This is a genomic window from Streptomyces sp. MNU76 (assembly GCF_020982545.1).
Lineage (GTDB): Bacteria > Actinomycetota > Actinomycetes > Streptomycetales > Streptomycetaceae > Streptomyces.
This window is the reverse complement of record NZ_JAJKLK010000010.1, coordinates 24,434-37,470: the sequence shown is the minus strand read 5'-3', so window position 1 is coordinate 37,470 and position 13,037 is coordinate 24,434. Positions and strand designations below refer to the sequence as shown.

Genomic DNA, 13,037 nt, shown 5'->3' with positions numbered 1-13,037 from the left:
CGTAGGGATGTGTGGGGCCTTGGGGAAGACCGTGGCCTTCCGGAGCCCCCGGCCCGCGTCGGCGTTCTACCGGTCACCCGCCCCACCGTCCTCGGCCGGTGTCCGGAAGACCAGCAGGGCGACGTCGTCGTCGTTGTCGACAGGGCGCGCGCGCTCCAGCAGAAGGTCGCAGAAGACGTGCAGGGGCCGGTGGACGAGAGCCGCCGCGTGCTGGCGCAGCCGGGCCAGGCCCCGGTCGAGCGTGTGCCCGGGGGATTCGATCAGACCGTCCGTGTACAGCACCAGCGTGGACTTCGGCGGCAGCGGGGTGAGCGTGTCGGTGCGTGCCCGGGTCAGCCCCGTACCCAGCAGATGGTCGTGCTCCTCGTCCAGGAACCGGGACCTGCCGTCGTGGGTGATCAGCAGCGGCGGCGGGTGCCCCGCGTTGCTCCACCGCAGGGCCCACGCGTCGTCGTCCCGTACGACCCTGCCGAAGATCAGCGTCGCCATGGACGCCTCGGTCACGTTCACCACGGCCCGGTCCAGCCGCTCCACGATCAGGCTCGGCGGCTCCTCCAGCGCCCACGCGTAGGCCCGGAGCATGTTGCGGACCTGGGCCATCCCGGCCGCCGCGTCTATGTTGTGTCCCACCACGTCCCCGATCGCCACCGCCGTGGACCCGTCGGCCAGCGTGAACACGTCGTACCAGTCGCCGCCGACCTGGGAGGACTTCGACGCCGACTCGTAGCGGGCGGCCATCCGCAGCCCCGGCACCTCCGGCATCTGGGGCAGCAGATGGCGCTGCATGGTCTCCGCGATGTGCCGCTGCCGCTGGTACAGGCGCGCGTTCTCCAGCGCCAGCCCCGCCCGGCGGGCGATGTCGTCCAGCAGGGACAGTTCGGTGTCGGTGAAGGCTCCCGGCCGCTCGCTCAGACCGAGCGTGAGAGCGCCGAGCACGGCGCGCGGCCCCCGGATGGGCGCGATGGCCGCCGAGCGCAGCCCCGCCTCCTTGAACAGCCTCTGCTGGGCGACCGTGATCCCCGAGTCCGCCGGCCCCTGGTAGGTCTCCGGCCCGGCCAGGGTCGACGCCGCCCCGCGCAGCGCCCGGGACAGCGGCATGAGCGACTCCTCGTGCACCGGCGGGAGCGGGCCCTCCAACTCCTCGCGCCGCACCACCACGCCGTCGCGGTGGGTCGCCACCGTGGACCGCCAGACGTCGTCGCTCTCGGTGATCAGGTCCACGACGGCCCAGTCCGCCAGCCGCGGCACCACCAGCCGCACCAGGCGGGCGACCGCCTCCTCGGCGTCCAGGGTCGAGCTCAGCCGGGTCGTCGTCTCGGCGAGCAGCGCCAGCCGGTCCAGCTGTGACAGCGTCGGCGGCTCGCCGTCCGGGACGACGTCGCTCTCCGGGGCGCCCTCGTGGAAGAGCACCACCGCGCCGGTCGCGGCCCCGTCGAGCCGGCACGGGGTGACCAGCCACGTGACCGGCAGCAGTGTGCCGTCGCCGCGCAGGAACCACTCCCGGTCCCCGCGGCCGGTGCGGCCACTGAGGAAAGCCTGCATCATCGTGCAGGTCGCCCGCGGCATCGTGTGCCCGAGCCGGTCCCGGTGCAGCAGTTCGTGGGCGTCCCGTCCGACGAGTCCGTCGGACGGGCGGCGGAGCAGTTCCTCGGCCCGGGGATTCACCGTGACGACGAGGCCGTTGTCGTCCACCGCGTACATACCGGCGTCCACGAGATCGGGCAGCCCGGCCGCTGAGCGCACCGCCGGACCCGGCGGCCGCCGCTCGGTGTGATCCGGGCTCCACGCGCTCATGTTCGGGCTCCTCCGGCTCCGGCCGCGAACCGGACGGTCGTAGACGTCGGCGGACGGTTCCGCCGCATGTGCTGCACGCACTACCCCGTCCTCGACGACCTACGCGCACGAGGTGCTCGACCGCAGGTGGGAACGGGTCGGCGCGCTCCGGGCGCCGCCGGAACGGACGGGGCCGCAGGGAGTCAGGCCTGGGTGTGCCGTACGCAGGCCGCGACGACCTCGCGCAGGCTGCCCGTCCGGGCCATCACCTCGCGCTGCACCCGGGCTCCGTTGCCGCGTCGCGTCAGCTCGGCGACGGCGTCCCGGGCCAGGTCGGCGTCGCCGTGGTCGGCGAGGGCGTCCGCGACGTGGTCGAGCAGCGAGCGGATCACCTCGACGGCGGGCCGGGGCCGCATCGTGACGGGATCCAGGAGGTTCTCGGAGATCCCGGAGCGGGCGGCCCGCCAGGTGGCCAGCCGCAGCAGCCCCGCGCTGTGCCCGAGCGGCTCCGCACCGGCCCGCCACTCACGGGCGGAGGTCTCCACGAGCCCCCGGGCGAGGGCGGCGACGAGGACCGCGGTGTCGGGGTGGAGACAGACGTCCGCGACCCGGATCTCGACGGTCGGGTACCGCCGGGACAGCCGCGCGTCGAAGTAGATCATGCCCTCGTCGCGGACGACCCCCGTCGCGATCAGGTCCGTGACGCACTGGTGGTACCGCTCCGCCGAGCCGAAGACGTCGGTCGGCCCGGCCATCGGCCACATGTCCCAGACCTGGCTGCGATAGCTCGCGTACCGACTGTCGTGACCCTGCCAAAAGGGGGAGTTCGCGCTCAGGGCCCTCAGCACGGACAACCACGGCCGCATCCGATCCAGGACCGCCACACCCTCGTCGTCGGACTCGACGGACACATGCACATGGCAGCCGCAGACCAGCTGCACCTGCGTGTGCAGGCCGAACTCGCGGGCCATCCAGCGGTACCGGCTGTTCACGGTGATCGTCGGACTCACCGGCAGCGGCGACGTCGCCAGCGCCACGACCGCGCTGCCGAGCCCCTCGGCATGTCGGGCCGCGTCCTTGCGGCAGCGGACGATCTCCGCCCCCAGATCGGCCATCGACGACTGCGGGTGGGTCGCGAACTCCACCTGCTCGTCGTGCAGCTCCTTCTCGAACACGTCCTGGCCCGTGCCCTCCAGCGCGACCCGCGCGAGCACCGCCGCGGCTCGCGCCTGCGGCTCGCCGGTCTCCGGATCGACCAGCAGGAGTTCCTCTTCGACACCGACGGTACGCACGTCATCCGGCCCTTCTGCCCTAGGTGGTGAGAGCCGTGTGCCCTCGGACGCCACCGGGACACCTCACCGCACGGCTCGCGGGCCGGGGCCGTGTACGCGGCGGCGGCCCGGGTACCCGGGCGGCGCCTCGGGAGCCGCGCCGGACGGGTGCGGGCCCCGTGTCCATGAAACGGAGGAGGAGAACGTGACCAGCACCGCCGAGACGGGCGCCGTGACCGGGACCGCCGACAAGGACTACAACCTGATCTGGTACGTGGAGGCATGCCTGAGCAACGCGCTGCGCCTCGAGTCGTACATCCAGGACGCGGAGCGGGAGAAGGACACCGAGGTCGTCGAGCTGTTCCGCAAGGCACAGGCCGACAGCCGCAAGGGCGCCGACCTCGGCAAGGAACTCCTGCGGCGTCGGCTGAGCGACTGACGGTGCTCCCGGGCCGCGTGCGGTCCGGGAGAACATCGCACGCTCCGTTCCCGGCACAGCGCCATTGTGGGCACGCCCCGGGCCCTCACGCGAACCGGAGGGCGATGCCGGAGAACCGGAGGAGAACGACAAAGGCAAGGAGGTCCAGTCCTCCTTGCCTGTCTCAACGTATAGCGCACCGGGGGGCTTGCGGCAAGACCCTCCCCGTGCCGCAGAATCGCCGACCGAAGCGAGAAACGACGGCACATCTGCGCACATGGGGGTTGGGATGATCGACGTCATCGTCGTCGGGGGCGGACCGACCGGGTTGATGCTGGCGAGCGAACTGCGGCTGGCCGACGTGGAGACGGTCGTGCTGGAGCGGCTGACGGCGCCGACCGGCGAGTCCCGGGGACAGGGCCTGCACGCGCGCAGTGTCGAGGTGATGGACCAGCGCGGCCTGCTGGAGAGGTTCCTCGCGGTCAGTGAGAAGTTCCGGGTCGGCGGACTCTTCGGCGGCATCATGAAGCCCTGGCCGGAGAGCCTGGACACGGCACACGCGTACGGCGTCGCCACCCCGCAGCCGGTCACCGAGCGCATCCTTCAGGAACGCGCGCTGGAACTCGGCACCGACCTCCGGCGCGGCCGCGAACTGGTGGGGCTCGACCAGGACGAGGACGGGGTGACCGCGGAACTGGCCGACGGCACCCGGCTGCGCGCCCGCTACCTCGTCGGCTGCGACGGGGGCCGCAGCATGGTGCGCAGGCTGCTCGGCGTCGGCTTCCCCGGCGAGCCCGCCACGGTCGAGACCTTGCTGGGCGAGATGGGGGCGACCGAGGACCCGGCGACGATCACCGAGGTCGTCGAGAAGGTGCGCAGGACCGAACTGCGGTTCGGCCTCGCTCCGCTGGAGAACGGCGCCTACCGCGTGCTGGTACCTGCCGACGGGGTGTCCGAGGACCGTACGACCCCGCCCACCCTGGACGAGTTCAAGCAGCGGCTGCGGGACTTCGCGGGCACCGACTTCGGTGTCCACTCACCGCGCTGGCTCTCCCGGTTCGGCGACGCCACCCGGCAGGCCGAGCGCTACCGGGTCGGCCGGGTGCTGCTGGCCGGCGACGCGGCGCACATCCATCCGCCCACCGGCGGCCAGGGGCTCAACCTCGGTGTGCAGGACGCCTTCAACCTGGGGTGGAAGCTGGCCGCCGAGGTCAACGGCTGGGCGCCGGAGGGGTTGTTGGACACCTACCACGCCGAGCGGCACCCGGTCGCCGCCCGTGTGCTGGTCAACACCCGGGCGCAGATGACCCTGCTGGGGTCCGCGCCGGGGCCGACCGCGCTGCGGGAGCTGCTGTCGAAGCTGATGGACTTCGAGGAGGTCAACCGGTACGTGACCGGGATGATCACCGGGGTCGACGTCCGCTACGACCTCGGCGACGGTCACGAACTGCTCGGCCGCCGGATGCGGGACCTGCGGCTGAAGCACGGGCGGCTGTACGAGCTGATGCACGACGGCCGCGGTCTGCTGCTCGACCCCGGCGGCACGCTCTCGGCGGAGGGCTGGGCGGACCGCGTCGACCACGTGGTCGACTCCGCCGAGGATCTGGAGGCGCCCGCGGTCCTCCTGCGACCCGACGGCCACGTGGCGTGGGCCGGCGAGGACCAGCGGGACCTGCTCGACGTGCTTGCCCGGTGGTTCGGGGCGGCGAACACGCGCTGAGGAGGCGGTCGGCCGAGCGGGCCACGGCGCACGGGGAAGCATGCGTGGCGTCAAGAGACGCTGTCGCTCGGGCGGTTGTGGGGGCGGGCGACACCGCGCAGGATGCTGCGATGACCCCGTCTCCCGCAGTCCGCCCGTACAGGCCCGAGGACCTCGACGCCGTCCACGACATCTGCGTCCGCACCGCCCACAACGGCGGCGACAGCCGTCCCGTCCACGCGGACCCCGACGTCTTCCCGGCGGCCTTCGCCACCCCGTACACCCACCTGGAACCGGAGTCGGCCTTCGTCCTCGACGACGGCGGCGGGCGAGCGGTCGGCTACATCACGTCGGCCGTGTCCTCGCCAAGATCGGTGCCCGGGACCGCGTCCAGGCCGTGATCATGGCCTACGACGCGGGCCTGGTGCGGGCGAAGCCGTAGCCGCATCGCCCTGTGCGGTCGGCGTCGCCGTGTCGAGCAGCCAGGGGTGCCGCCGGTCCAGCAGCTGCCGCCGGCGCCGACCGTGCAGCATCCGGCCCAGGACCGGGTGCCAGGCGGCGTCGAACCCCGGGGACGGCGGGATCGCGGTCCCCGGGGTGGTCTCCCCGGCGGGTGTCGCGCGGTGCGGACTCATGGTCCTCATTGTCCTCGGTTCTCTGCGGTGGGCGTCCGCCCTCGCGGGGGCGTGGGTGCCGGTCCCCGGCAGGTCAGGCGTCCCGGCGGACCAGTCGGTGGGCCGCCCCGGCGAGGGCCAGCGCCACCCAGCCGGCGAAGACCGCGAGCCCCTGCCCCGGTGAGAGGGCATCGGCGGACCCGGTGAGCGCGTAGATCGCCGATCCCGCGTTGCTGGGGAGGTAAGGGGTGATCGTGTCGTACCAGGAGTCCGGCAGCAGCGTGGCGAGCCCGGGGAGGATGAGCAGGATGCCGACCAGGGCGGCGATGGCTCCGGCGGAGGACCGCAGCAGCACCCCCAGGGTCACCCCGGCCACGGCGACCAGGCCGAGGTAGACACCGGCGTCGGCCAGGGCGCGCAGTACGCCGTCGTCGCCCAGCGAGAGCGAGATCTTCTCGCCGTCCAGGCCGGGAACGCCCAGCTGGAACGCGGTCAGCGCGCCGACGGTGCCGAGGACGAGCGCGATCACCCCGATCACGGCGCCCTTCGCCCACAGCACCGGCAGCCGGCGCGGGACCGCGGTGAGCGTGGAGCGGATCATGCCGGTGCTGTACTCGCCCGCCGACAGCAGCACCCCGAGGACGCCCACCGCCAACGATGCGAAGGTCACCCCGGTCAGCGCCAGGGAGACCGCGTCGCCCGCTCCGGAGGGCTGCCCGGGGGGACCGTCGTCGACGACACCGGGACTGTAGGTGTAGCCGGCGATCGCCCCGAAGAGGATCAGCAGCACCAGGGCCACCCCGAGGGTGATCCAACTGGAGCGCAGCGACCAGAACTTGGCCCACTCCGAGCGCAGCACCCGGCGGCCGGTCACCTTGTGCACCCGTGTACGGGCCGGGACCACGGACAGATCGGTGGCGGTCATCAGGCGGCCTTTCGCGCGGGCTCGGCGGGAGCGCTCTGGTATTCGACGGCGTCGGCGGTGAGTTGCATGAAGGCCTCCTCCAACGAGACGGCCTGCGGGGTGAGTTCGTGCAGGGGCACCCCGTGCTGGGCGGCGAGCGCCCCGATCTCGCGGGCGTCGAGGCCGGAGACGAGCAACTCCTCGCTGGTGGAGGAGCTGATCGTGACGTCCGGGCCGGCCAGCAGCGAGCGCAGCTTCAACGGCTCGGAGGTGGCGACCTTCACGCCTCCGCCGCCCGCGTCCCGCACGAAGTCGTCCACGGTGGTGTCAGTGAGGAGCCGCCCCCGCCCGATGATCACCAGATGGTCGGCGATCAGCGCGGTCTCGCTCATCAGGTGCGAGGAGAGCATCACGGCCCGTCCCTCGTCGGCGAGTCGGCGCAAGAGGGTGCGCACCCACAGCACGCCCTCCGGGTCGAGGCCGTTGACCGGCTCGTCGAGCATGACCACCGCCGGGTCGCCGAGCAGGGCGGCGGCGATCCCGAGCCGCTGCCCCATGCCGAGCGAGAAGGCCCCCACCCGCTTGCCCGCCACACTGGTCAGGCCGGCCAGCTCGATCACCTCGTCCACCCGGCCGCGCCCGATGCCATGCGTGTGGGCCAGCGCCATCAGATGGTTGACCGCCGTCCGGCCGGGATGGACCGACTTGGCCTCCAGCAGCGACCCGATCTCGTGCAGCGGCGCCGCGTGCCGGGCGTAGGACCGTCCGTTGACGGTGACCGTGCCCCCGGTGGGGGAGTCCAGTCCGATGATCATGCGCATGGTCGTGGACTTGCCCGCGCCGTTGGGTCCCAGGAATCCGGTCACCTCACCGGCCTTGACGGTGAAGCTCAGTCGGCCGACCACCGTCCTGTCCCCGTACCGCTTCGTCAGCTCACGCGCTTCGATCATGGCAGTGGACCTTCCTGCTCGCTTCGGAAGGGGCCGTGATTCCGTCCGCGGCCTCTGCCTCCGAACCTACGAGCGCGGCCGACCGTGCCCCTGGGACCGCGGGGGACACTTCGGCTCTCCACTGGTACCGGGGTACCACCGGCACGTCATACCTCGTACGTACCGGGCCGGCGACCGACGGCGGCGGGAGCGGTGTGCCTCAGCTGCGCCTCAGGTGCCGGATGCGTCGCCGCCACGCACTTCGCGGGCCTGTCGGCGGGCGCCCAGCAGCACCCGCAGGGTGCCCGCCACCGGTGGGGACGCGGACCCACGCGAAAGCCGGGCACCACGGGCGGACGCCGCGTCGGCGGTCAGCAGCTCGATCCTGACGACCGCGTCCAGGAGCACTCCGCCGGGCCCTTCCCCGAGCGCCGGCAGTCCGGCGGCGGTGCGCAGGCAGACACGGGCCGCCTCGACCTGGTCCTGCACCAACTCCCGTACGCCCGCCGACTGCCGGCCCGCAGCGAGGTCCTCGACCGTGACCGAGAAGCGTGCCAGCGTCTCGGCCGGGATGCCGAGACGTCCTTCCGGCAGGTCCTCGGCCAGGTCGTTGACGAAGTCCAGCCGCTGGCTGCCCTCCATGAGCGTCCGGCACGCCGCCCGGAACCGCCCGTCGTCGGCCTCCGGGCCCAGCAGTGACGCGACCAGCATGAACGCGGGCAGCGAATAGGCGTCCACGTAGGCCTGGTAGTCCGCCTCCGTGGCGAAGCCGGTGAACTCCAGGTCGGTGGTGGCGGTGGACAGATACTCCTCGATCGTCCCCCGCAGCCGCGGATACTCCGCCGTGGTGTGCAGCAGCGCGCGGATCAGCGGATCGTCGCTCGTCCCGGTGTCCAGCGCCTTGCGCACATCCTGCTCCCACGACGCCCACGCCGCGACGCGCTGCGGCTTCGGGCCGGTGTCCAGCAGATTGTCGCCGTGGTGCATCACGGCCGTCGCCGCCACGGCGTGGGGCAACATCCGCCGTGGCAGCAGCAGTCGAGCCGCGAGATACGAGGTGCGCCGGGCACGCGCCACCAGGTCCCGCTGTTCGCCGTAGTCCTTCCGCAACCCCGGCTCCCGGATGCCCGCCGCGTCCAGACTCCGCTTCCACACACGCATGCGTTGATCGTAGAGAACACCGTGACGCTGTCGCTGGAGACGAGGCGAGAGAGGCGTCGGCCGTAGCGCACGGCGACCAGCACTCGTCCGCGCTCCGCCGTGGCGAGACGAGGGAGCCGCCGGACATCGATGTCGCGGCGGCTCCCCGGGGTGCGCTGTGCGCCGTGCGCCGGGCGTGCTGCCGTTACTTCTGCTTCCAGGCCCAGTGCAGCCGGTCCAGGCCGCTCTGGTTGTTGACCTTCAGGCTGAGGCGGGTGCCGGTGCCCTGGAGGGTGGTGAGGGAGTAGGTGTCACCGTTGCGCAGACCGGGCCAGTAGACCGAACCGAGGCCCAGCTCCCGGATGATGTCGGTCGCGGCCTGGATGTAGGCGACCTCGTTGGAGCCGTTGACCGGGCCGTTGTAGTCGAGGCCGGTGGTCATGGAGGCGCCGAACTCGTCGAGGATGGTGCGCGAGGCACAGGTGCCGATGCGCTCCTTGAAGTCCGCCTTCCACTGGTCGACGCTGGTCCAGTCGGTGTGCCAGAAGCCGTAGTTGTGCAGGGCGATCCGGGTGCCGTTCAGCCGGCCGTCGGCGCAGATCGGCTTGACGTCCTCGCTGTACTTGAAGCCGCCGATGAGGACCCGGTCGCGGGGGACGGCGCGGTGCGTGACCAGCCAGCGCGCGGCGACGTCGCGCCACTCCTCGGAGGTGTAGCCGAACGGCTCGTTCATCGGCTCGAAGTACACCTTGCCGTTGCGGCCGTACGCGGAGGCGATGCGCGCCCACATACGGTCCCAGGCGGCCTGGTCGTCGATCTTGCCGTCCTTGGCGTTGTCGGCCTCCCAGTAGCCCAGGATGACCTTGAAGCCCTTGGCGGTGGCGGCGTCGATCGCGGCCCGGTACGACTTCCAGAAGGGGCCGTTCACGGAGGTGGGGTTGACCGGCAGACGGACCGTGTTGGCGCCGAGCTTGGCGAAGCCCCCGATGATCGCCCGGGACTTGGCGTACGTGGTGCCGTAGTTGTCGCGGGTGGACAGGCCCGAGGGGACGACCGCGTCGTCGGCGAAGTTGTCGCGCGGGTCGGCCCAGTTGACGCCGCGGAAGTCACTGACCGGCGGCGGTGAGGCGTGACGGGAGGAGGCGGACGCGGGGGAGGCGAGGACTCCGCCGAATGCCGTGATGCCGGCCAGCGATGCCGCGAGGCAGGCTGTCCCGCGATGGTTCTTTCGTGGCACCAGATCCCTTTCTGGACAGTTGCGTCCGCGAAACCCGGCTGTGCAGGTCGGCGGCTCAGTGGCTCCCGCAACGTAGAAGAGATCTCGAACAGAGGTCAACACATCTGCACACCAAATTTCATCAAGAACCACTGAATCACTGGCCGCCGAAGGCCAGTTGCGACCCGGTGAGCCGGACCCGGATGCCGTCCTCCTCCACGCGTACGTCGCGCAGCCGCACGTTCCCCCGCTCCGGCTCCGGCAGTTGGAAGGAGAGGGACAGCCGGTCGGCGAGCGCGGGCCGGGTGAGCCGGGACAGGGCGTCGAGGAGGTCGGGATCGAGGCCGAGACGGCGCAGCACGCTTGGGTTGTCCAGGGCCAGGTCGATGAGGTTGAGGTTCTGGGCCTGGCGGGCGAAACGCGGTGACCCGGTCAGTTCGGTGAGCTTGCCCTCGTCGGCGAGGGCGGCGCGGGCCGTGGCGTCCGACATCCCCAGCCGCCGTACGATCGCCGGCACCGACAGCAGCGCCTTCGCCCTGCGGGTCTCCCGCGCGAGGTCGGCGGAGGCCTTCGGGGTCAGATGCAGACCCTCCGAGGCCCGTGTGCCGGGGCGGAACGTGGCCAGGTCCCCGATGTCCAGGCGCATACCGCCGATCTCCGTGGCGATGCCCCGCTCACCCTGCCGCTGGATCGTGGCCTCGGCCCGCAGCCGCAGATCACGCCCGGCGACCGGCAGGGTGCCCCGCGCCCGGACCCGGTCGCGGCCCTCGCCGGTGAACGTCACCTGGGACGCGCCGAGTTCGCGGTTGAGATCGGCGAAGGACAGCAGCACGTCGCCGTCCAGCCGCGGGACGTGGGCGCCGCGCACGGAGGCGAAGCCGTCGGCGTCCAGTCGCACGTCATGGGCCGTCGCCGACACCTTGGCCAACGACACCCGGTCGGCGGCGACGTCCGGCACGGTCAGCCGTACCGACTCCAGCCGCTTGTCGACGAGTTGGGTGAGGAAGGGGAAGCCGCCGATCTCCACCTCGGGAGCCGCGGCCAGGTCCAGCCGGTCCTTCAGGGCGTCCGCGGCCCGGTGCTCCGCGTACAGCAGCGCCCACCGGTCCGCGAGGCCGGCGAAGGCGGCGAGGACCACCAGTCCCACGACCCCCTTCACCGCGAGCGGCAGCCCGGCGAACCGTCCCCGGCGCCGCCGTCCGCCCCGCCGGTGCACGGGCGGGGACCACTGCGGCTCCTCCTCCTCGTCACCGCGTCCGGTGGTGTCCTCGTCGAAGAACTCCTCCAGGGAGGTCACTTCCAGGGGGCCGTCGTCGAGGGCGCCGAGCTCCTCGTAGGGGTCGCGCGGCGCGTCGGAGCGGCCGTCGGGGAACTGATGCGGATCTGTGCGGCGGGGGGAGCGCATCGCCTCATCCGAACATGTCCACCACCCCCGCCCGCAACCTGAACCCCCGGTATGCGATGTAGTTCACGATCGCGACGCGGGACCGTGGAGGCGGTTCCCCGTGGGCACGAACGGGTGCTGACCGACTGTCACCGAAGGTGCCCTTCCCCGTACAGTCCGTGCTGCGAGCAGTCGAGCAGTCGAGCAGGGGAAGACACATGGACACCGAAGCAGGTCCCGGCTCTCTTCCGCATGTGCCCGGAGCGGCACCGCCCGTCCCCGAGGCCGAACCGGCGCTGGTGGACCGGTGGCGGTCGGACGGCGGTGAGCTGATCGACCTGCTGACGCTGGTGCGGCAACGGCTCGGCGGGGTCGCGGCGTTCCGCCTCGGGCCGACGCCCACTGTCCTCGTCACCGACCCGCAGGCGGTCCGGCACGTCCTCGTCCTGCGGCCGGAGCGCTACGTCAAACGCTCGCACCGCGCCCGTCTGCTGATCGGCGACGGCCTCCTGGCCGCCGAAGGCGCGGCGTGGAAACGGCAACGCCGGTTGCTGCAGTCCCAGTTCACCGGCCCCGGGATGCGCCGCTACGAACAGCGCATCACCGCCGCCGCCCGTACCACCGCCGCACGCTGGGACGCGTACGCCCATACGGGGCAGACCTTCGATCTCGGCCAGGAGATGCGCCGGTTCGCCCTGGACACCATCTGGCGTTCCCTCACCGGCCACCCCCTCGACGACGAGACCCAACGCGAACTGGAGGCCGTGGAAGCCGTGGGCGCCGCGCTGCCGGCCCTGCCCGCCGACGCCGACAAAGCCCGGGAGGCGGTCGCCGCCGACCTCGCACGCATCGACGCGGTCGCCCGGCACGCCATCGACGCCGCCCGCGACGGCGAGGCGGGCCCTCACGGCCCGGGACTGCTGCACGTGCTGACCGATGCGTCCACCGAGCACCCCGAGTACACCGACCAGCTGATCCGCGACGAGTTCGTCACCCTGCTGGCGGCCGGACACGAAACGACCGCCACCACGCTGACCTGGCTGTACCTGCTCCTCGACCGGCACCCCGAAGCCCGGGAACGGGCACTCGCCGCCGGCGGCGAGGACTCGCCGGAACGCCGACAGGCCGTCCAGGCCCTGATCCATGAGGCGCTCCGCTTCTACCCGTCGGCCTGGATCCTGGCCCGCCATGCCGCCGAGGACGACGTCCTCGGCGGTCACACCGTCGAAGCGGGCTCCGACCTCCTGGTCTGTCCCTACCTCACCCATCGCGATCCCGCCCTGTGGCCGGCCCCCGAGCGCTTCGACCCGGGGCGCTTCACCTCCCCGGGCGGCCGCCCCACCCACCCGGGCGCGTACTTCCCCTTCGGTATCGGGCCCCGCGCCTGCCTCGGTCTCCAGTTCGCGCTGCGGGAGTCGACCGTGCTCCTCGAGCACCTGCTGCCGGCCCACCTCCCGGTCTTCCACTCCGATCCGCCGAAGGCCGTCCACGGCATCACCGTCCGCCCCGACGGCCCCACTCCCGTCAGCCTGAAACCGCCACGGGACTGAGGAGACGCCCACCGGCGGGTGCCCGCTGTTGCCGTGCTGGTCGGGGCCTGATGCGCGAATTCGCCACGGACTCGCCCTCGGCCTCGGCCCGTGGCCCGGGTCGACGGCGTAGCCTGCGGCGGGCCGACGCCTGACGAGG

11 protein-coding genes and 2 pseudogenes are annotated in these 13,037 nt (G+C 72.3%); 5 read left to right on the top strand and 8 right to left on the bottom strand.

Annotation, left to right across the window (positions count from 1 at the left end; all coding sequences use genetic code 11):
• Positions 1-66: 66 nt before the first annotated feature.
• Together E4N62_RS24070 and E4N62_RS24065 are read right to left on the bottom strand one after the other, a co-directional pair.
• Positions 67-1,794 (bottom strand): SpoIIE family protein phosphatase, encoded by a 1,728-nt coding sequence (locus E4N62_RS24070; RefSeq protein ID WP_230217607.1) that lies wholly within the window; start codon positions 1,792-1,794, stop codon positions 67-69.
• A gap of 182 nt (positions 1,795-1,976) precedes the next feature.
• Complete coding sequence (locus E4N62_RS24065; RefSeq protein WP_230217605.1) at positions 1,977-3,065, bottom strand: glutamate--cysteine ligase; 1,089 nt, start codon at positions 3,063-3,065, stop codon at positions 1,977-1,979.
• A gap of 184 nt (positions 3,066-3,249) precedes the next feature.
• Between E4N62_RS24065 and E4N62_RS24060 the strand changes: the two genes are divergently transcribed.
• The 4 genes and pseudogenes from E4N62_RS24060 to E4N62_RS24045 all read left to right on the top strand — a co-directional run.
• Positions 3,250-3,483: a hypothetical protein gene (locus tag E4N62_RS24060; protein WP_230217603.1), complete on the top strand. Its 234-nt coding sequence runs from the start codon at positions 3,250-3,252 to the stop codon at positions 3,481-3,483.
• Positions 3,484-3,751: 268 nt separating this feature from the next.
• Positions 3,752-5,182: a rifampin monooxygenase gene (gene rox / locus E4N62_RS24055; protein ID WP_230217601.1), complete on the top strand. Its 1,431-nt coding sequence runs from the start codon at positions 3,752-3,754 to the stop codon at positions 5,180-5,182.
• Positions 5,183-5,292: 110 nt separating this feature from the next.
• Positions 5,293-5,532 (top strand): annotated as a pseudogene (locus E4N62_RS24050) (GNAT family N-acetyltransferase); the annotation flags it as partial.
• Positions 5,508-5,603: pseudogene (locus tag E4N62_RS24045) on the top strand (DNA-binding response regulator); the annotation flags it as partial. The pseudogenes E4N62_RS24050 and E4N62_RS24045, both read left to right, overlap by 25 nt.
• On the opposite strand, the gene E4N62_RS24040 reads toward E4N62_RS24045, so the two are convergent.
• From E4N62_RS24040 to E4N62_RS24015, 6 genes are all read right to left on the bottom strand, one after another.
• On the bottom strand, positions 5,563-5,796 hold the full coding sequence (locus tag E4N62_RS24040; RefSeq protein ID WP_230217599.1) for a hypothetical protein: 234 nt from the start codon (positions 5,794-5,796) through the stop codon (positions 5,563-5,565). The pseudogene E4N62_RS24045 and the gene E4N62_RS24040 overlap by 41 nt on opposite strands.
• Positions 5,797-5,869: 73 nt before the next feature.
• Positions 5,870-6,700 (bottom strand): ABC transporter permease, encoded by an 831-nt coding sequence (locus E4N62_RS24035; RefSeq protein WP_230217597.1) that lies wholly within the window; start codon positions 6,698-6,700, stop codon positions 5,870-5,872.
• Positions 6,700-7,629: an ATP-binding cassette domain-containing protein gene (locus E4N62_RS24030; protein WP_230217595.1), complete on the bottom strand. Its 930-nt coding sequence runs from the start codon at positions 7,627-7,629 to the stop codon at positions 6,700-6,702. The genes E4N62_RS24035 and E4N62_RS24030 overlap by 1 nt, the downstream gene beginning before the upstream one ends.
• Positions 7,630-7,839: 210 nt before the next feature.
• Positions 7,840-8,769, bottom strand: coding sequence for a squalene/phytoene synthase family protein (locus tag E4N62_RS24025; protein WP_230217593.1), 930 nt, complete (start codon positions 8,767-8,769; stop codon positions 7,840-7,842).
• A gap of 184 nt (positions 8,770-8,953) precedes the next feature.
• Complete coding sequence (locus E4N62_RS24020; protein ID WP_230217591.1) at positions 8,954-9,985, bottom strand: glycoside hydrolase family 5 protein; 1,032 nt, start codon at positions 9,983-9,985, stop codon at positions 8,954-8,956.
• Between the two features lie 136 nt (positions 9,986-10,121).
• Positions 10,122-11,369, bottom strand: a complete 1,248-nt coding sequence (locus E4N62_RS24015; RefSeq protein ID WP_230217588.1) for a DUF2993 domain-containing protein — start codon at positions 11,367-11,369, stop codon at positions 10,122-10,124.
• Positions 11,370-11,566: 197 nt separating this feature from the next.
• Here E4N62_RS24015 and E4N62_RS24010 point away from each other — a divergent pair, with 197 nt between their 5' ends.
• Positions 11,567-12,898, top strand: coding sequence for a cytochrome P450 (locus E4N62_RS24010; protein WP_230217586.1), 1,332 nt, complete (start codon positions 11,567-11,569; stop codon positions 12,896-12,898).
• Positions 12,899-13,037: the final 139 nt, after the last annotated feature.

Coding starts and splice junctions, on each gene's coding strand:
- E4N62_RS24070 (WP_230217607.1), bottom strand. CDS start 1,794: ATGAGCGCGTGGAGCCCGGATCACACCGAGCGGCGGCCGCCGGGTCCG.
- rox (WP_230217601.1), top strand. CDS start 3,752: ATGATCGACGTCATCGTCGTCGGGGGCGGACCGACCGGGTTGATGCTG.
- E4N62_RS24040 (WP_230217599.1), bottom strand. CDS start 5,796: ATGAGTCCGCACCGCGCGACACCCGCCGGGGAGACCACCCCGGGGACC.
- E4N62_RS24035 (WP_230217597.1), bottom strand. CDS start 6,700: ATGACCGCCACCGATCTGTCCGTGGTCCCGGCCCGTACACGGGTGCAC.
- E4N62_RS24030 (WP_230217595.1), bottom strand. CDS start 7,629: ATGATCGAAGCGCGTGAGCTGACGAAGCGGTACGGGGACAGGACGGTG.
- E4N62_RS24025 (WP_230217593.1), bottom strand. CDS start 8,769: ATGCGTGTGTGGAAGCGGAGTCTGGACGCGGCGGGCATCCGGGAGCCG.
- E4N62_RS24015 (WP_230217588.1), bottom strand. CDS start 11,369: ATGCGCTCCCCCCGCCGCACAGATCCGCATCAGTTCCCCGACGGCCGC.
- E4N62_RS24010 (WP_230217586.1), top strand. CDS start 11,567: ATGGACACCGAAGCAGGTCCCGGCTCTCTTCCGCATGTGCCCGGAGCG.